This window comes from Gynurincola endophyticus (assembly GCF_003991195.1).
In the GTDB taxonomy this organism is placed as follows: Bacteria; Bacteroidota; Bacteroidia; order Chitinophagales; family Chitinophagaceae; genus Gynurincola; species Gynurincola endophyticus.
Map to the genome: position 1 here is coordinate 448,401 of NZ_RCWL01000001.1, position 19,161 is coordinate 467,561.

Consider the following 19,161-nt stretch of genomic DNA (forward strand, 5'->3'; position numbering starts at 1 on the left):
ATTTTTCAGAATAAAATTTAAAAAAAATAAACAAACCTTAGTGGAAAAAGGTTCAATTGGTGGGCAAAATGATTGAATCAGCTTAATCTCAGTTAAAGGAAATGACTGTTTGAGGCTGAATATTACTGAAAGTGAGGAGTTAAGGGCCGTGGGGTAAAACAAAAACCTCTTTCCAAACTTATTTGGAAAGAGGTTAATATAATTATGCTTGATCAGCAGTAGAACACTGAAATTAAGCAGTGGTAGTAGATACAGATACGCGTTTTTCTTTAATACGGGCACTTTTACCGCTACGCTCACGCAGGAAATACAATTTCGCGCGACGAACACGTCCGGTTTTGTTCTGCACAATTGAATCAATGTTAGGAGAGAAGATCGGGAAAGTTCTCTCTACTCCTACACCATCAGATATCTTACGTACGGTGAAAGTAGCTGTAGCACCAGTTCCCTGACGTTTGATAACATCGCCACGGAAACTTTGAATACGCTCTTTACCACCTTCCACGATTTTATAATTTACAGTGATATTATCACCAGCTTTGAATTTCGGGAACTCTCTGGCAGGTGTTAACTGCTCGTGTACAAATTGAACTACTGCGTTCATGACTTCTAAATTTTAAGGACGGCAAAGGTATTGATTTTTTTTAAATAAACCCACAAAAAATACTTTTTTAAAAAAAATCAGCCTGAACCGAAAGGGTTTTACAATAAAGATTGTTCTAACGTGCTACGTTCACAGCGCGTTTTTCACGGATGACCGTAACTTTGATCTGACCCGGATAGGTCATCTCGGTTTGTATTTTTTGAGCTATTTCGAATGATAATTTGTCTGAATCGTTATCTGTAACTTTTTCACTTTCAACGATTACTCTTAATTCTCTACCGGCTTGAATTGCATAAGCTTTTTCTACGCCCTGGTATGCCATTGCCAGATTTTCGAGTTCTTTAATACGTTGAATGTACTGTTGCATGATTTCACGACGGGCTCCCGGACGCGCACCGCTGATGGCGTCACAAGCTTGTATAATCGGTGAAATCACATATTGCATTTCCATTTCATCGTGGTGCGCACCGATGGCATTGACTACCGCCGGATTCTCGCCATATTTTTCAGCCAGTTTTGCGCCTAATAACGCGTGGCTTAATTCTGTTTCTTCATCAGGAACCTTACCGATATCGTGTAATAAACCGGCACGTTTCGCCAGTTTAGGATTCAAACCGAGTTCTGCTGCCATAATACCACATAAATTGGCTACTTCACGGCTGTGCATTAATAGGTTTTGTCCGTAAGACGAACGGAACCTCATTTTACCTACGATACGTACTAATTCTTTATGTAAACCGTGAATACCCAATTCTATAACGGTACGTTCACCGATTTCCATTACCTGCTCTTCGATCTGGCGGCGGGTTTTTTCAACGATTTCTTCAATACGTGCCGGGTGAATTCTTCCGTCTGCTACCAGTCGTTGCAAACTTAAACGGGCAATTTCTCTTCTGAGCGGATCAAAAGATGAAAGAATAATGGCTTCCGGCGTATCGTCAACGATTAAGTCAACACCGGTAGCAGCTTCAATTGCACGGATGTTTCTTCCTTCTCTACCGATAATCTGACCTTTAATTTCGTCACTTTCCAGGTTGAAAACAGTGATTGAGTTTTCAATAGCCTGCTCGGCAGCCGTACGCTGAATAGATTGAATAATAATTTTGCGTGCTTCTTTATTGGCTTTTTGTTTGGCTTCATCAATAATTTCCTGTTGAAGTGCCAATGCCTGCGTACGTGCTTCCTGTTTTAAACCTTCAATAAGCTGTATTTTAGCTTCTTCTGCTGTTAAACCAGCAATTTTTTCAAGTTTTTTGGTATGCTCGTCGAGGCTTTTGTCTAAAGTCAGCTTTTTCTGATTCACTACCTCAATTTGTTTATTGAGGTTTTCTTTGATTACATCTGTTTCTTTAGTTTGTTTTTCAACCTGTTCTATTTTTTGAGAAAGGGTTTGTTCTTTTTGACGAAGTCTGTTTTCGCCTTCACTGATTTTTCTGTTTCTTTCATTTACTTCTTTCTCATACTCAGACTTCAGTGCTAAAAATTTCTCTTTTGCCTCGAATTCTCTCTGTTGTTTGTAGCTATCGGCTTTTGTTTTAGATTCAGCTAACAAGGTTTTGGCCTGTAGCTCCGCCTCTTCAATCTTTCTCTGGGTGTTTTTTGCAAATATGAACTTTCCTAAGATGATTCCTACCAGCAAAGCCACCCCTCCAATTATATAATACATCGAATCCATTGTTCTGTTTAGTTTTTAATTTTTCTTGTATTGATCACTGCAATCGTTTAAAATTGTGGCTATTTGCGAAAATAAGCACATTTTTTCACGCTTCTGCGGAATTATTCTAAATATCTGAAATTGAGTTGGTAATTTCATCAATTTCAGTAGTTTTTTTCGTGGTAACCTGTTAACCGTTATTGGTAAGTGCTTTATCGATCAGCTTTTCCATCTGCTCAAGGTCTTGCTTCCATAGCTCCTGAATGGCCAGCGGCGCAGTGGCCTGCTGTGAGGTGGCATACCATAAAATAACCATCGATATATAATCTTGCATATCCTTGCCCGCATACATCGTTTTAAACTCTAAGATCTTGTCGTTGATGAGTTTAAGTGTCTGCCGTACCACTTCTTCGTCTTTCGGGGCGATTTTGATCCGATAACTGCGATCGGCGATTACGATATTTATAGGAATCAATGCCTCCATATTAGTTGGTATTTTCAATTTTTTTTCTTATGTTTAAGCAACAGCAGGTTTTTGCTGTTTAGACTCTGATTTGAACTCATTAACCCATTGAACCCAAAACCAAATCCTAATGTTCGTAAAACTCAAGTCGAACACTTTTATTGATGTTTTGACGCTTGATTTAGTAGCAAATGAGAAAACACCGATTCACGCAGTGCTCAAAAATGAAGAAGGATGTGAATGTAGCCGATTAGAAACGAAAGTGCCCAAAGAGGGGAGCACGGTAACCTGGAAAGGTTTAAACGATTTGCCTTACGGAAAATATACGCTTGAACTTTCTCAAGGAGATGATGCGCTCACATTACAATTGGTGAAGCGAATCTGACTATTCACTTAATAAAGCGATACAGCGTTCTATTTCTTTTATATACTGTTGTAATCTTCGTTCCAACTGCTTCTTTTCTTCTTCTGATAAAGAAGGTTTGGCAGAATTTAATGCTGCTAACTGAACCTCCATTGTATCTAACTTCTGCTTCTGAAGCCCATTTTCTTCTTCTAATTCTCTGATTTGCTTCAACAAACGATCCTGCTCTTTCTGCAATTGCTGATACTCCTGCAATAATAACTGCAGTTTTTGCATCACTCTGTTCACTACGCTGGCATCTGATGTCATAGCTATCAATTATCTTCTTCTACAATTTAATGAAAATGCTTGAATTCTCCATTGAAAAATAGCCGGCAATTTGCCGGCTACTCAATTTATTTTCTAATCTCTGCCTGCAATTCCTTCTCGAAACTCTTGATGATCTTATCCATCATCGCATTGATTTCAGCATCCAGCATCGTTTGTTGTTCGTCGAGGAAGGTAAAGTTAAGGGCCAGTGATTTTTTATCTTTTCCTAACTTCTCACTTTCGAATAAATCGAACAGTTTTACTTCTTTCAGTTTATCGAGCTTTAGTTTTCTTACTACCTGCTCAAATTGGGCAAAGGCTGTGTTCTGACTCACTACCAGCGCCAGGTCACGATATACCGGTAATTGCTTAGGAAGTTCTTTGATCTTAATTTGTTTGCCACCTATGTGTTCTAACAAGAGTTTCCAGTTGATATCAATGAAATAGGTAGTTTGCTTGATATCAAATCGTTTTAACTCTTTCGCTGAAACTTTACCTAAACTGATGAGCGGTTGATTTTTAGACTTTACGATAATGCTTTCATTCAGCTTCGCCACTTCACCCAATTCCCATATGGCTTTATCAATACCGGTTAATTGTATCAAACGTTGTACGAGGCCTTTCAGATAAAAGTGATCTACTTCTTTTGCTTTACTGTTCCAGCCGTCTACCCCGATTTTACCGGTAAGGTATAAGCAAAGGTGTTCCTGTTCGTAATATTTTCCTTCTTCAGTTTTATGATAGGTTTTGCCGAATTCAAAAAACTGTAAGTCGCTGTTTTTTCTATTGATATTATGGGCTACTGCTTCCAGTCCTGTTTCAAGCATGGAAGGGCGCATCATATTATGGTTAGCACTCAGGTTGTTTAATAAGACCACTGCATTCTCCAGTTCTGCCGCATCATAATAAGCTGCATTGGTAATAGAATTGGTAAATATTTCATTAAACCCTTGTGATACGAGGTAATAAGTAACTTTTTGTTTTGTGAGTGCTTTATATCCGTCTGCTTCCATTGAAGGTGATAAGGTGATATTGACAGGAATATCAATATTATCTAAACCATCAATACGCATAATTTCTTCTACTACATCCGCCGGCAGTGTTACATCGGGTTTGCTATAAGGAGCCGCTACCCACAGATCGTCCATTCCTTCTTTAATAATTTCAAAACCTAAGCTCGACAGTATCTTCTTCACTGAATCGGAGTGGTAGTTTTTTCCGCTCAGCTTTCTCAGGTAATGGAACTTTAATACGATCTGAACCTTTTCTTTCGGATCAGGGTATACATCCACTATTTCAGAACTGATTTTTCCGCCTGCGATTTCTTTGATCATCACAGCTGCGTGTTTTAATACCTGAACAGTGTTGCTGATGTCTACATTTTTTTCAAAATGAGTGGCAGCATCTGTTCTCAGCTGGTGACGGAAAGATGTTTTACGTGTGGTAACCGGGTTAAACCAGGCACTTTCCAGAAATATTTCTGTAGTGTCGTTGGTTACACCTGATCCTAATCCTCCGAATACACCGGCGATACACATCGGTTCGCCCTCACCATTACAAATCATCAGATCATCGGCGCTGAGTTTACGCTCTTTGTTGTCAAGAGTAACAAACGGAGTTCCTTCCGCAACATTCTGAACAATGATTTTTCTGCCTTTGACCTTGGCCGCATCGAATGCATGTAGCGGCTGCCCGGTTTCGTGCAGTATATAGTTTGTAATGTCTACGATGTTATTGATGGGTCTTTGGCCGATAGCTCTCAGGCGGTTTTGTAACCATTCAGGGCTTTCTTCCACTTTTACACCGGTGATAGAAATACCGGCATAACGTTCACATGCTTCCTGATTAGCGATTTCAACTGCAAAAGGTGTTTGCGATTCGTCGAGATGAAAGTTGTTGCTGAAAGGACTGCGAACGCGGTTGTCTTTTTTATCGTGGTGGGTTAAGTAAGCGCATACGTCACGGGCAACACCAAGGTGGCTCATAGCGTCCATCCGGTTAGGTGTTAAACCAATTTCGAACACCCAGTCATTATATATTTTGAAATATTGAGCGGCAGGTGTACCAACTTTTGCTGTGTCTGGCAATACCAGAATTCCGGCGTGATCTTCGCTCAAACCGATCTCATCTTCAGCGCAAATCATGCCGAAGCTTTCTACGCCTCTGATTTTTGCATTTTTCATGGTCATCGGTTCACCTGTGCTGGGATAAATCGTAGCACCTACAGTTGCTACAATTACTTTCTGACCGGCAGCTACGTTTGGTGCGCCGCAAACAATCTGAAGCGGTTCCCCACTACCGATATCTACAGTTGTTACGGAAAGTTTATCAGCATTGGGGTGTTTTTCACAAGTGATTACCTGGCCAATCACCAAACCTTTTAGTCCGCCCTTTAAACTTTCGTATGCTTCTAAGCTTTCTACTTCCAGACCTACAGCGGTTAAAATTTTACTCAAACGCTCAGGCTCTACTTCCGATGGAAGGTATTGTTGTAACCAATTATATGAAATTGTCATTGTGTTCTTCTTAAATCACGGCAAAGATAATGTTTTAGAGCTTGAGTTTTTACTCTATTATGAGTGATAAATTAAATACATCATTCGTTGCATTATGTTATAATCTATAATAAACATATTCCAATGATTGATTTGCAGTAGTTGAGGAGACTTCAACCCGGGGAGCAGTTGAAAGAAGCATATTGCCGGGTATGTTTGCTGATGATAAATTTAAAATGATTGTTATTTCAATCAAATTGGTCATTTTTGTATGAAATAACAATCATTATGAGCAGAAAGAAACAGACTGTTTTTCCGAAGTATAATAAATTGCTGGAGCAGATGGGTGAAAATATTAAACTGGCAAGAAAACGGCGAAAACTTACAACCGTGCAGGTGGCGGAGCGTGCCGGTGTAGCCCGCTCAACCTTGTATTTGGTAGAGAAGGGGGGTAGCGGCGTAGCCTTCGGTGCTTATTTTAAAGTTTTACTGGTGTTAGGGTTGCAGCATGATATTTTGAAATTGGCTGCAGACGATGAACCGGGGCGAAAGCTGCAGGATCTGGAGTTATTAAAGTAATATACCATCATGCCTAAATACAAATCATAGATAAGTTTTTGCAGAATACGGATGACCATTTGAGAAATCATGGTTTTCTGTTTAACGGATGAAGTTGGATGCTCTCTTGTGCTTATGATTTAAATCTGTCTACTGATAAAAACGGTCTGTCTTTAAATATTGATACTGAAAATAATGAATTGAATATTGAGGCGGCTAAAAGTGTAGGTGCGTTTTTTAGACTGAATATAACGCAGATAGATGTGATTAATACGGACGTATTGAAAAGTGTAAAGAAATGCAGAGCGGTTACGCAGAAAATTAGAATACCTGCGGCCGAACAGAAATTAGTGGAAACAGCATTTTTAGAAACATATTAATGTGAATGTGTTTCTAAAGTATAATGTAAAGGTGGATAGCTCCTAGTTCTTATTGATTATAAAGTAAAAAGGATGGAGCTGTGCGTCGGAGAGCAGCGTTAATAATTTAGCTTCTTTTCTGATAATTTTTGAACGGGAAGCATTGGCAATTTCAATGACATTTGATCTGCTTAACGCAATGGGAGTCAGCCGCTGACGACAAATATGCTCAACATTTTCCAAAACATTTCTGAATTGCGAGTGATCGGTCGCAATCAGCATTTCATAATATTTTGATGAGTATAAAAGCACGGCAAATATGATTAATGTTAAGTTTACCGGCAAGCTGCACCACCGGATTACATAAAAGATGAATTATTGTTAGTAAAAGTTGCATGCAGGAAGTATTATATTAGAAAGTAAGTGTTGATTTCCCCATTTTCTTATTAATTGTCAAAAGCTTTATTGTTAAAGTATTTCTCTTCAGCCTGTGCATTCGGCAGGGAGGGATTGCCTGTAACTCTATAAGATTGATTTGTAATGAAAAAGATAAATTGATGGCGTGAGGATAGTTGTTTAACCATTCCTGCTGGCGATTGTTATCAAATTATTACCGAAAGAACAGATTTCGGGTGTTCCTGTATTCAAAAAAGTAGAAAAAAGTAATTTTTTAGAAAATTTTATTTCGCACACCAGTTGTGGATTACAGCCGAAAAAGATGGCAAAACTTTTGCAAATTGTGCATAACGAAATATTTTCTGTGAATAAGTGTGGTATTTTTGTGAATGGAACTGTGTGTGAAACGTTATTAACTATCTACCGGAATTTCTGGCTGTTTGTTCACCTAAGGGACTATATTCGTTCCCCTCGCTTAGTAAAGGGGAATTTAAGAACACAACCTTAATTACTATAAATGGAATTAACAAACCTTGGAACTGATCGTGGCAGATCAAGACGCAAACCTTCTACGGACCTTAACACCATGGTATACGGGAAAGTACCTCCCCAGGCCAAAGAGTTGGAAGAGGCTGTATTAGGAGCGGTGATGCTGGAGAAAAGTGCTTTTGATACTGTTGTTGAGATTCTTAAACCCGAGTGTTTTTATGTAGAAGCGCACCAGAAAATTTATCGTGCGATGTTGAACCTGCAACAAAAAAACCAACCGATTGATATTTTAACGGTGGTGGAAGAGTTGCGTTCTGCAAGTGAATTAGAATTGATTGGGGGGCCTTATTACGTTACTAAACTTACGAATGCTGTTGTTTCTTCAGCTAATATTGAGGCGCATGCGCGCATTATTCTTCAAAAATTTATTCAGCGCGAACTGATTCGTATTTCCGGAGAAATTATTACCGAGTCGTACGAAGACAGTACTGATGTATTCGACTTATTGGATGTAGCGGAAAGTAAACTTTTTGAAATTACCAATAACCACTTACGTAAAAACTTTGACAGCATTGACTCTGTATTGGTAAAAACTGTACAAAGAATTGAGGATATGCGTCACCGTACGGAAGAGATTACCGGTGTACCGAGTGGGTTTAAAACGCTTGATCAGGTAACATACGGTTGGCAACCTTCGGATCTGGTGATTCTTGCAGCACGTCCTGCTGTGGGTAAAACGGCATTTGCCTTAAACCTGGCGCGTAATGCTGCGTTGAACGCAGCTAAGCCTACCGGAGTTGCGTTATTCAGTTTAGAGATGAGTTCTGCCCAGCTGGTACAACGTATTTTGTCGGCAGAAAGTGAAATCTGGTTAGAAAAAATTTCGCGTGGTAAGTTGGAAGAGCATGAGATGAAACAGTTGTATACGAAAGGTATTCAGCGTTTGGCCCAGGCTCCGATATATATAGATGACACAGCGGCGCTGAACATTTTCGAGTTGAGAGCGAAGTGTAGAAGGTTGAAGAATAAACATGATATCGGCATTATTATCATCGACTATCTTCAGTTGATGAGCGGTGGTGGTGGCAAAAATACCAACCGTGAGCAGGAGATCAGTCAGATTTCGAGAAACCTTAAAACATTGGCAAAAGAGTTATCGGTTCCCATTATTGCCTTATCACAGTTAAGCCGTGCGGTAGAAACACGTAAAGAGGGCAATAAGATGCCGCAGTTGAGTGACTTGAGGGAGTCGGGTGCGATTGAGCAGGATGCGGACATGGTAATGTTTATTTACCGTCCTGAATACTACGATATTACCCAGAACGAAATGGGTGAAAATAACAAGGGCGAAACGCATATCCGTATTGCGAAACACCGTAACGGTTCGCTTGAAACTATTAAGCTGAGAGCGCAGTTACATATTCAGAAATTTGTTGAGTTTGAAGAAGATGATTTCGGTGGTATCGGCGGCGGTAACTGGAAACCGGTTCCGTCGGGCGATCAGGAAGGCAATGGCGGGGCTAAACTTTATATTCAGGCCGGAAGTAAAATGAATGACATGCCTTTCGGAGAAGATGAAGACGCGCCTTTCTAAAATAAATTACAGTATTATTTCAACCGTGATATAATGAGATAATGGATGAACTATCCGGTGCTGATTTAAAAGCTTCTATATCTTTCGTACATGAACGTTGACAGATTATTTTATTTGGAAGAATTGGGTGAGCAGTCATCCCTTATTACTTTGTCAGAGGAAACGGCAAAACATGTGATTCAGGTATTGAGAATGAAAAAAGGCGATGCGCTTTTTTTTACTGATGGCAAAGGCCGTACAGCAAAATCTATTATAGTAGATGATCATAAGAAACGCCCGCAGGTTGAGATTGTTTCTATTACAGCTTCAGATGCTCCACCGGCACAATTTGCAATAGCCATCGCACTCACCAAAAATGCCGGCCGCTTTGAATGGTTTCTGGAAAAAGCTACTGAAATAGGAATACAACAAATCATTCCTTTAAAAACACATCGAACTGAAAAACAGCATTTCAGATTTGAAAGAATGAATAATATATTGGTCAGTGCAATGTTGCAGAGCCAGCAAAATTATTTACCTCAATTATGGGAACCTGTTCATCTAGCTGAGCTATGTGAAAATGATTGGGTAAAAAATGAACCTCATAAGTATATTGCCCATTGCATAAATTCAGAAAAGAATACATTTACCGACCGGCTGTATCAAGATCAGAAAAGTGGTTTGATATTGATTGGTCCGGAAGGTGATTTTACAGAAGAAGAGATTCAGATGGCATTGGAACACCACTTTCAACCGGTGAGCCTGGGCGAACACCGGCTAAGAACAGAAACGGCAGGAATGGTGGCCGCTACATTGATGATGATCGGAAGAACTAAATAATAAAAAAGCTGTTCGTATTCACGAACAGCTTTTTATTAGATCAGAATCATTCTTTTATTTTTCAGTACCCTCAATCATATCAGTTGTGGGCTCTCTTAATTGAACAGGATTTCTTCTGGATTCTTTTTTCTTTACCCACATGTTTAAGAGTTCAACGCCAAAGGAGAATGCCATTGCAAAATAAATGTAGCCTTTAGGGATATGTGCATGGTGGAAAGGCTCCAACCCTTCGAAGAATAAAGTAAATCCAACCATTAACAAAAATGACAAAGCCAGCATTTTTAATGTTGGATGTTTGTGAATGAAGTTCGATATTCTTTCAGAGTAAACAAACATAATCACCATGGCTATAATTACGGCAAGGGCCATAATTTCTACATGCCGGGCCATACCTACAGCAGTAATAATACTGTCAAACGAAAAAACCATGTCTACTACAATAATTTGTGCCATTAATGCACCAAAAGTAGCGCCGCCTGATTTTTTTCCCGGACCTGCAGTCGTGTGTTCGTCTCCTTCCAGTTTCTGGTGCAGCTCTTTTACTGTTTTATAAAGCAGGAATAAACCTCCCAACAACATGATAATATTACGGAGATTAAAACTGTAGTGTTTTTCGAACAGGTCGAGCCCGATGAGTTCTTTACTGCCGTTATTAACGAGCCAGCCCAGCGCCATGATTAATAAGATACGGGCAATGATACCAACGATCATCCAGATGCGACGTGCCTTTAATCTTTCTTCGGGACGCATTCTTCCCATTAGTATTGAAACAAAAATAACGTTATCAACACCTAAAACAATTTCCAGTGAAGCCAGCGTTAATAAGCTGATCAGTGACTCAACAGAAATCAGAGCATCCATGTTTTGTATTATTAGTTCAGGTTAGTGTATAAAAAAGAGGCCATTGCCTCAGTAAATCTAATAATATTTATTTAAGATGCAGAAATTTGTAATGCCTTTTGTAAATAATTAATAGGAAGGTTAATAGGTAACGGTGGCGTAAAAGCTGGAGAGTACTTTAAACTTCTGCCACGAACCCTTTCCGTAATCGATCACATAAGTTGGATGAACACTAAGGGTTGCAGGAATGAAAGCGGTATACTGGTTCGTTGAGTTTTTTACCGCATTTTCACAGGATAGTGTTACAACTACTTCTTCGGAAAAGCTCAGTTTATAAGGTTTGAGGTCGAGATTGTGCCACCCGGTTGAATTATTGCTTATTTTAAAGCCGATATCTTCGGTTGCTATTTTTTTGTCGGGAAGTCCGTCTTTCATTGAATAGAAGTTTACTGAAAAGTACATTTCCGAGGTTTCGTTTTTTCTGAGATATACATTTATATCATCAACTCTGTAAGATTTATCTTTTAAACTGATTTTGAAGCCGAACTCGTTATTGTCGAGTGTACTGTCTTTGATCACACGGTCTTCGGTTTTGAGTGTGTTGATTTTTTTTGAATCATTTACACTTTTAATAGCCACCATAATAAAACCCGAACTGCCTTTCCTTCCAAATGTAGTTTGTTTTCGTGGTTTTGCTTTTATAACTACTCCTTCCATAATGGAAGCTTTTGGCCTGAGGTAAACCAGTAAAGTATCTGAAGAGATGAATTCGCCAATAGAAATATTTCGGCTTTCATAACTGATATTTGATACGGTAAAGGTAGTTTTCTTATTATTATTTACGTTTAATGTAAAAATACCCTGATCGTTACTGATAGTTGCTGTAGGATTGTTGTCCATCAGTACACTGCAATAAGCGATCGGTTTTTTGCTTTCCTCGTCCATTATTTTTCCAATGATATGCTGCGGAGTTTGCGCTGAAGCCACGCTGCCTATAATCAGAGACAATAAAATCGAGAGGATGAATGATATAAGCATAAAAGGTAAAGGTTCGTTTAAGGTGATGATAATAGTTAGTGCTGATTTTTGTTTGGTGCGCTAATATAAAAGACTGAAGGAAGAACCGGATATTACTAGATAAGTACAAATTCTATTTAACGTTTTTTTCGGGGTATCGGTGTGATTTTGTAATGATTTGTTAATACCGTTTAAGGTGATTTATTTATGAAGAAAGAGTATACATTTATATCAGGAATGGGTGAGCACCAGGCATTGTCTGGCGCTGGAGAGGGAATAGTACCGGCACAATCCGGCTGGCACACTACAGCGTTTATCGCTAACAAAAGACGATCGTTTTTTCTTACCAACAATAAACAAATAACCGTCTCTTTAGGGAGACGGTTACGATATATGCTAGTGCTTTTCTAAGTAGTCGCATATTTTTTTCACAATACCCGGGCCTTCATAAATGAAGCCTGTCCATACTTGTACCAGGCTGGCACCGGCGTCTAGTTTTTCTTTGGCATCCTGGCCGTTAAAGATACCTCCCGATGCAATGACCGGAATTTTTCCTTCCAGTTTTGAAGTAAGATAGCGAACTACTTCTGTACTTCTTTGCTGAACAGGTTTGCCACTTAAACCACCAGCTCCGATCGCTTCCACTTTTTCTTTAGGTGTTTGTAATCCTTCCCTGCTGATAGTAGTGTTTGTAGCTACGAGGCCATCCAGTTTAATTTCAAGTGCAAGATCAATAACATCATCAATTTCATGCGTTGACAAATCAGGTGCTATTTTTAAAAGTATCGGTTTATTGCTGTTTAGTTGAGCATTGATTGTTTGGAGGTGCGACAGAATTTTTCTTAAAGATTCTTTTTCCTGCAATGCCCGTAAGCCCGGTGTATTGGGCGACGATACGTTCACCACAAAATAGTCTACATATGGATACAAAGCTCTGAAGCAAATGTCATAATCCTTATAAGCATCTTCGTTTGGGGTAACTTTGTTTTTACCGATATTGCCACCAATCAGCATTTTGGTATGCCGGTTTTTATTGCGCCAGTTTGCCAGGCGAACTGCAATTTCTTTCACCCCATCATTATTGAACCCCATACGGTTGATCAATGCCTGATCGGTAGGTAAACGAAAGAGTCGGGGTGTGGGGTTGCCGTCTTGTGCCAGCGGTGTAACGGTACCAATTTCAACCGCTCCGAACCCTAAGGCTTCCAACTCTGAAAGATAGCTGGCATTTTTATCGAAGCCCGCTGCTAGTCCGACCGGATTGGTGAAGGATAATCCGAAAACCGTTTTAGTAAGCCGGGCAGATTGCGGCTGGCACTGTTTACGTATTACTGACTTGCCTACGCCTGTAGCGCAAACAAATTGCAATCCAGACATACTCAGGTGGTGAACTGTTTCGGTAGGAAATTGAAACAGTATATTTCTAAAAAACTTATACATAATTAACTGCGAAGATAATAAGGCAGAGAAGGTGAAAAAACTCTTTTCTAAAAATTTTGATGTAAAGTTTGAAATGATTAACTTTGGTATATAAAGTTGTTTATGCAACTTTGTGAAAAGATTCATTTGACTTATAATATTTTATCATATGCAGGAAGCTTATATTGTTGCGGGGTACAGAACAGCAGTGGGTAAGTCTAAACGAGGTATTTTCCGTTTTTATCGTCCGGATGATTTAGCTATTACAGTGATTAAGGGTTTATTGGCCTCTGTGCCATCGTTAGATCCTAAGCGTGTGGATGACGTAATAGTGGGTAATGCGGTTCCGGAAGCGGAGCAGGGGTTACAGGTAGGGCGTATTATTGCGGCCCGCGCCGTGGGCATTGGTGCACCGGGCATGACGGTTAACCGTTATTGTGCTTCGGGGCTTGAAACCATTGCGATTGCTACGGCAAAAATCAGAATGGGAATGGCTGATTGTATTATTGCCGGTGGGGTGGAAAGTATGAGTATGGTACCGACGGCCGGCTGGAAGACAGCTCCTTCTTATAGTATAGCCGGAGACGATCCTGACTACTACCTGAGTATGGGCTTAACAGCAGAAGCGGTAGCAAAAGAGTTTAATGTGAGTAGAGAGGAGCAGGACCAGTTTGCTTATCAATCGCACCAGCGTGCATTAAATGCAATTGAAAACGGTTTTTTTAAAGAGGGAATATTGCCAATTGATGTAGAACAAGTATATTTAGACGAGAAAGGAAAACGTCAAACAAAAAAATACACGGTTGATACGGATGAAGGTCCAAGGGCTGATACGAGTCTGGATGCTTTAGCTAAATTAAAGCCGGTATTTGCGATGGGAGGTTCTGTTACGGCGGGTAACTCTTCTCAAACATCAGACGGTGCGGCTTTTGTGGTAGTGATGAGTGAAAAGATGGTAAAAGAAACAGGCATTCAACCGATCGCAAAATTAATAGCCTGTGCATCGGCAGGAGTGGAGCCCAGAATTATGGGTATCGGGCCGGTGGCTGCAATTCCGAAAGTGTTAGACCAGGCAAAATTAAATCTGAGCGATATTGATCTGATTGAATTAAACGAAGCGTTTGCTTCACAATCGGTAGCCGTGATCCGTGAATTAGGTCTGGATCCGCAAAAAGTCAACATTAATGGCGGTGCAATTGCTTTAGGGCATCCGTTGGGATGTACCGGTGCCAAACTGACCATTCAGCTGGCGGGTGATCTGAAACGTCTGAACAAAAAGTACGGTATTGTTACGGCTTGCGTAGGCGGCGGACAAGGTATTGCCGGTATTATTGAAAGATTATAAAAGATATTCCATATAGGAAAAGTTCGTGTAACTGAGAGTCAAACTTCAAACGTCATTCTACTTGTAGAATGGCGTTTTTTTTAGTGTAGAATTTGAAATTGTAATGGGAAACATGAAGAGAATGAAGGTATGAAGGTAAAGCAGCGCGGAAGACAGCACTTCATTCGCTTTTCAACTTCATTTTCTTCATGTTTATGATGGTGATTATAAGATAGAATGAGCCAAAGCGAAGCGACAGGAGTTTCTTAATTTCTCCTGTGTTTGAAAATGGTAATGGGAAACATGAAGGAAATGGAGGGAATGAAGAGGAAGTAACTTCTTTACTTCGGCAACAAATATGCTGATGGTTCAATGATGGCTTGAATGCTTCATTCGCTTTTCAGCTTCATTAACTTCATGTTTAAATCGGGGGCATCAAAATAGAATAAGACAAAGCGTAGCAGCAGGTTAACACAGAATCTTAATGGTGAAAAAGAAATGGTATTATATAAATAAAAAGCCCCGAAGATGATCCCCGGGGTGTACTAATCAAATACATTAACCATTAACCTTATCCTATGATAGCGCAAAGTTAGCTTGAATACCGGAACTTATATTGGGATAAATGTGAAAGATTTTATAAAAGGCACTGGTTTTTAGCTATATAGGTTTTGTGCAAAGCTGTATTAGGTTTTTTGAAAACATGGGAGTGAATCTGTACATTTGTAATTATGGAGAAGTTTATTGTTTCGGCCAGGAAATATCGACCACAAACATTTGATACGGTAGTTGGGCAGTCACATATCACCACTACTTTAAAAAATGCAATTAAGAGTCAGCATCTGGCTCATGCTTTTTTGTTTTGTGGTCCGAGAGGAGTTGGTAAAACAACTTGCGCGCGTATTTTGGCAAAAACGATTAACTGTTTGCATGCAACTCCTGAAGGTGAGGCTTGTAATGAGTGTACGTCGTGTGTATCATTTAATGAAGGGAGCTCATTGAATATTCATGAGCTGGATGCGGCGAGTAATAACTCGGTAGAAGATATTCGTACATTGGTAGAGCAGGTACGTTTTGCTCCACAGGCAGGTAAATATAAAGTATATATTATCGACGAGGTTCACATGTTAAGCTCTTCGGCATTCAATGCTTTTCTGAAAACGCTGGAAGAACCACCTTCTTATGCGATTTTTATTTTGGCCACTACAGAAAAACATAAAATTCTTCCTACCATATTAAGTCGTTGTCAGATTTTTGATTTTAAAAGAATTACGAATAACGATACCGTAGAACACCTGCAGGAAATTTGTGTAAAAGAGGAGGTAAATGCAGAAAAGCCTGCCTTACAGATTATTGCTCAGAAAAGTGAGGGGTGTATGCGTGATGCATTAAGCATCATGGATAAGATTGTAAGTTTTACCGGTGGTGTATTGAACTATCAAAATACTTTAGAGCATTTAAATATTTTAGATGCCGAATATTATTTCAAGATACTGGGAGCAATGCAGGCGCAGGATCTGGGAACAGTGTTGAGTTTGTATGATGATATTGATAAAAAGGGTTTTGAAGGAGATCTGGTATTGAATGGCTACGCTGAGTTTATCAGAAACTTATTAGTGTGTAAGGATGAAAAAGTGGCGCATTTATTAACAGTGGTAGAAAGTTTTAAAGATAAATATATTGAAAGTGCAAAATCAGTCAGCGCTTCGTATTTAATATCTGCTTTAAATATATTAAATGAGGCAGAGTTACAGTTCAAAGCAGCACGTAATAAAAGGCTGCATGTTGAGCTTACTTTGATTAAACTGACTTATCTACAACAAGCGATATCGCTGGCGGCAGAAGATGCTGACCCGGCAAAAAAAAAACTAGTTGATCAGGCCCGGCCTGTTGCGTTTAAAAATATTCCCGGCATTCAGAGTGTAAAAAAGGAGAAACCCGCTGCTGCAAAAGAAACGGCGGTACCGGTTCAACCTGCAAAACAGTCTGAGCCGGTACAAGCTCCGGCGGCATCTGCGCCAACTATAAGAACAACAATGCCGGCTACGACAATGGTTGCCCCGCCTCCGGCCGCTACCACAGCAACAGTATCGGCTAAATTACCGAAGCTGAATAGTTTGAATAAAATCAGAGCAGAGGTAGCACATCAGAATACCGGCAAAGTGGTGTATAGTGCTATTGATTTAAGTGAAGAGTCGTTGAGAGTATGTTGGGAGGATTATACACAATTACTCAGAGACGAAAAAAGTTCTGCAGCCTCGCCATTTACGCTTGCGGAGCGTAGAATTATTGATCATGAAACGTTTGAGGTTTGGGTGACCGATAATGTGCAGAAGCAGTTTGTGGAGCATGAACGCAGGCGGTTAAGTGAATATATTCAGGGGCGTTTTCATAACCGTCAGATAAAATATTCAGTACATCTGGATCCGAATGCAGTGTCGGCGGTGTCAGATGTTGTTGTACCTCCTACTACAAAAGAGCAATATATAGCGATTGTGGAGCAGTATCCGCTGGTGAATGAGTTAAGAGAGCGTTTGAATTTAGGCTTAGATTATTAGAAAAAAAGCAGCGGAAAACGCGAATGGCATTAAATAATATTTAATATTTCAGGCAAAATACGGTGGAATTAGCATTGAAACGGAAAATGATTTATTTAGTTTTTAACGAAAGTTTCATCATTTATCTATTTTAGTGTAATTTCGAAGCTTGAAAGCAACTTGTTATAAGAAATCTCAAATCAGAATTAATTTATGGCTGAAGTGATCTTAATGCCCCGCCTGAGTGATACCATGACCGAAGGCGTGATTGCGGCATGGCATAAAAAGGTAGGTGAACCGGTCAAGAAGGGTGATTTATTAGCGGAAGTAGAGACCGATAAAGCCACCATGGAGTTAGAAAGTTATAAGGATGGTACCTTATTACATGTTGGGATTGAGCAAGGGGGCAAACTGCAAGTAAATGACTTATTAGCGATAATTGGTGAACCCGGTGAAGATATCAGTGCGCTGGTAAATGGTGGCGGTGCTGCGGCTCCTGCTGCTGAAAAGTCTGCACCTGCCGAAGAAAAAGCTGCTCCGGCCAAAGAAGCGGCACCTGCAAAACAAGAAGCCCCGGCTGCTGCTGCGGGTTTGGATCTTTCTACTATGCAGGAAGTTATTTTAATGCCTCGCCTGAGTGATACCATGACTGAAGGTGTGATTGCTAACTGGCACAAAAAAGTAGGTGATGCTGTTGCGAAAGGTGATTTATTAGCCGATGTAGAAACAGATAAAGCTACCATGGAGCTGGAGAGTTATAAAACCGGAAAATTATTATATATCGGTGCTGAAGCCGGAGAAAAAGTTCCGGTGAACGCATTATTATGTGTAATTGGCGAAGAAGGTAAAGTTGATCTGGATGCTATTATTGCAGCCAGCAAAGGTGGTGCTGTTGCGGCTCCTGCTGCTAAGCCAGCTGCTGAAACTGCAGCTCCTGCTCAACAACAACCGTCGCAAAAAGCTGCTGCTCCTGCGGCACAACCTGCAGCTTCAACCAGTACCGACGGAAGAGTAAAAGCTTCTCCGTTAGCTAAGAAAATGGCTGCGGATAAAGGAATTGATATCAGTTCTGTTGTAGGTTCAGGTGATGGTGGAAGAATTATTAAAGCTGATATTGATAACTATAAAGCATCAGCTGCTGCCCCTGCTCAACAAGCCGGCGCAACTCCTGCTGCATCAGGTGCTGCTTACGATGAAGTGAACGTTTCTCAAATGCGTAAAGTAATTGCAAAACGTTTAGCAGAATCTAAATTCTCCGCTCCGCATTTCTATTTAACGATCGCCATCGATATGGATAAAGCGGTAGCCAGCAGATCAAAAATCAACGAATTCTCTCCTGTAAAAATTTCATTCAATGATATGGTGCTGAAAGCATGTGCCGTTGCGTTGAAAAAACATCCGGCTGTAAACAGTAGCTGGTTAGGAGATAAAATAAGAATCAACCATAACGTAAATATTGGCGTGGCTGTAGCTGTTGAAGATGGTTTATTGGTTCCGGTAGTAAGAAATGCCGATCAAAAATCACTTTCCGCCATTACTACTGAGGTAAAAACTTTCGCTCAAAAAGCAAAAGATAAAAAACTTCAACCAAGTGACTGGGAAGGTAATACATTCACTATTTCTAATTTAGGAATGTTCGGTATCGACGAGTTCACTGCGATTATTAACTCTCCGGATGCTGCGATTCTCGCAGTAGGAGCGATACAACAGGTTCCTGTTGTAAAAAATGGGCAGATTGTAGTGGGTAATGTAATGAAAGTAACCCTTAGCTGTGATCACCGTGTGATTGATGGAGCTACCGGTGCAGCGTTCTTACAAACCGTACAACAATTGTTAGAAGAACCCATGAGAATGTTAGTATAGTATCTACATATTTAAAAGGGCTATCCGTTTTATGGATAGCCTTTTTTATTTTATATA

At 40.0% G+C, this 19,161-nt stretch carries 18 protein-coding genes; 9 read left to right on the plus strand and 9 right to left on the minus strand.

What is annotated here, in order from left to right; translation table 11 throughout:
• Positions 1–232 precede the first annotated feature (232 nt).
• From rplS to D9O48_RS01965, 3 genes are all read right to left on the minus strand, one after another.
• A complete protein-coding gene (gene rplS / locus D9O48_RS01955; protein ID WP_126970044.1) occupies positions 233–604 on the minus strand; it encodes a 50S ribosomal protein L19 in 372 nt (123 codons plus the stop codon).
• A 115-nt stretch (positions 605–719) separates the two neighbouring features.
• Positions 720–2,270 (minus strand): ribonuclease Y, encoded by a 1,551-nt coding sequence (gene rny, locus D9O48_RS01960; protein ID WP_233589149.1) that lies wholly within the window; start codon positions 2,268–2,270, stop codon positions 720–722.
• Positions 2,271–2,448: 178 nt separating this feature from the next.
• Complete coding sequence (locus D9O48_RS01965; RefSeq protein ID WP_126970047.1) at positions 2,449–2,742, minus strand: cell division protein ZapA; 294 nt, start codon at positions 2,740–2,742, stop codon at positions 2,449–2,451.
• 109 nt (positions 2,743–2,851) lie between these two features.
• On the opposite strand from D9O48_RS01965, the gene D9O48_RS01970 reads away from it, so the two are divergent.
• On the plus strand, positions 2,852–3,106 hold the full coding sequence (locus D9O48_RS01970; protein WP_126970049.1) for a hypothetical protein: 255 nt from the start codon (positions 2,852–2,854) through the stop codon (positions 3,104–3,106).
• Here the strand turns inward: D9O48_RS01970 and D9O48_RS01975 are convergent, their stop codons facing one another.
• Both D9O48_RS01975 and pheT read right to left on the minus strand, forming a co-directional pair.
• Positions 3,107–3,394: a hypothetical protein gene (locus D9O48_RS01975; protein WP_126970051.1), complete on the minus strand. Its 288-nt coding sequence runs from the start codon at positions 3,392–3,394 to the stop codon at positions 3,107–3,109.
• A gap of 86 nt (positions 3,395–3,480) precedes the next feature.
• Entirely contained in the window at positions 3,481–5,910 is a 2,430-nt protein-coding gene (gene pheT, locus D9O48_RS01980; protein WP_126970053.1) for a phenylalanine--tRNA ligase subunit beta, read from the minus strand.
• A gap of 267 nt (positions 5,911–6,177) precedes the next feature.
• Here pheT and D9O48_RS01985 point away from each other — a divergent pair, with 267 nt between their 5' ends.
• Both D9O48_RS01985 and D9O48_RS01990 read left to right on the plus strand, forming a co-directional pair.
• On the plus strand, positions 6,178–6,468 hold the full coding sequence (locus D9O48_RS01985; protein ID WP_126970055.1) for a helix-turn-helix domain-containing protein: 291 nt from the start codon (positions 6,178–6,180) through the stop codon (positions 6,466–6,468).
• Positions 6,469–6,566: 98 nt separating this feature from the next.
• Positions 6,567–6,827 carry a hypothetical protein gene (locus D9O48_RS01990; RefSeq protein ID WP_126970057.1) on the plus strand — a complete coding sequence of 87 codons (261 nt, stop codon included), beginning with the start codon at positions 6,567–6,569 and terminating at the stop codon, positions 6,825–6,827.
• Between the two features lie 42 nt (positions 6,828–6,869).
• Here the strand turns inward: D9O48_RS01990 and D9O48_RS01995 are convergent, their stop codons facing one another.
• Positions 6,870–7,088: a hypothetical protein gene (locus tag D9O48_RS01995; protein WP_126970059.1), complete on the minus strand. Its 219-nt coding sequence runs from the start codon at positions 7,086–7,088 to the stop codon at positions 6,870–6,872.
• Between the two features lie 631 nt (positions 7,089–7,719).
• Between D9O48_RS01995 and dnaB the strand changes: the two genes are divergently transcribed.
• Both dnaB and D9O48_RS02005 read left to right on the plus strand, forming a co-directional pair.
• Positions 7,720–9,285 (plus strand): replicative DNA helicase, encoded by a 1,566-nt coding sequence (gene dnaB, locus D9O48_RS02000; RefSeq protein ID WP_126970061.1) that lies wholly within the window; start codon positions 7,720–7,722, stop codon positions 9,283–9,285.
• A gap of 90 nt (positions 9,286–9,375) precedes the next feature.
• Positions 9,376–10,104 carry an RsmE family RNA methyltransferase gene (locus tag D9O48_RS02005; protein WP_126970063.1) on the plus strand — a complete coding sequence of 243 codons (729 nt, stop codon included), beginning with the start codon at positions 9,376–9,378 and terminating at the stop codon, positions 10,102–10,104.
• A gap of 54 nt (positions 10,105–10,158) precedes the next feature.
• Here D9O48_RS02005 and D9O48_RS02010 read toward each other — a convergent pair whose 3' ends face one another.
• The gene (locus D9O48_RS02010; protein WP_126970065.1) at positions 10,159–10,965 is read right to left on the minus strand and encodes a TerC family protein; all 807 of its coding nucleotides are present in this window, start codon (positions 10,963–10,965) and stop codon (positions 10,159–10,161) included.
• 120 nt (positions 10,966–11,085) lie between these two features.
• The gene (locus D9O48_RS02015) at positions 11,086–11,982 is read right to left on the minus strand and encodes a carboxypeptidase-like regulatory domain-containing protein (protein ID WP_126970067.1); all 897 of its coding nucleotides are present in this window, start codon (positions 11,980–11,982) and stop codon (positions 11,086–11,088) included.
• Between the two features lie 186 nt (positions 11,983–12,168).
• Between D9O48_RS02015 and D9O48_RS02020 the strand changes: the two genes are divergently transcribed.
• The gene (locus tag D9O48_RS02020; RefSeq protein ID WP_126970069.1) at positions 12,169–12,372 is read left to right on the plus strand and encodes a hypothetical protein; all 204 of its coding nucleotides are present in this window, start codon (positions 12,169–12,171) and stop codon (positions 12,370–12,372) included.
• Here the strand turns inward: D9O48_RS02020 and D9O48_RS02025 are convergent.
• Entirely contained in the window at positions 12,358–13,401 is a 1,044-nt protein-coding gene (locus D9O48_RS02025; RefSeq protein WP_126970071.1) for a quinone-dependent dihydroorotate dehydrogenase, read from the minus strand. The genes D9O48_RS02020 and D9O48_RS02025 overlap by 15 nt on opposite strands.
• Positions 13,402–13,549: 148 nt before the next feature.
• Here D9O48_RS02025 and D9O48_RS02030 point away from each other — a divergent pair, with 148 nt between their 5' ends.
• The 3 genes from D9O48_RS02030 (at position 13,550) to D9O48_RS02040 (ending at position 19,104) form a co-directional block, all read left to right on the plus strand.
• Positions 13,550–14,725 (plus strand): acetyl-CoA C-acyltransferase, encoded by a 1,176-nt coding sequence (locus tag D9O48_RS02030; protein ID WP_126970073.1) that lies wholly within the window; start codon positions 13,550–13,552, stop codon positions 14,723–14,725.
• 710 nt (positions 14,726–15,435) lie between these two features.
• Positions 15,436–17,262 (plus strand): DNA polymerase III subunit gamma/tau, encoded by a 1,827-nt coding sequence (locus D9O48_RS02035; RefSeq protein ID WP_126970075.1) that lies wholly within the window; start codon positions 15,436–15,438, stop codon positions 17,260–17,262.
• Positions 17,263–17,454: 192 nt separating this feature from the next.
• The gene (locus tag D9O48_RS02040; RefSeq protein WP_126970077.1) at positions 17,455–19,104 is read left to right on the plus strand and encodes a pyruvate dehydrogenase complex dihydrolipoamide acetyltransferase; all 1,650 of its coding nucleotides are present in this window, start codon (positions 17,455–17,457) and stop codon (positions 19,102–19,104) included.
• Positions 19,105–19,161 lie beyond the last annotated feature (57 nt).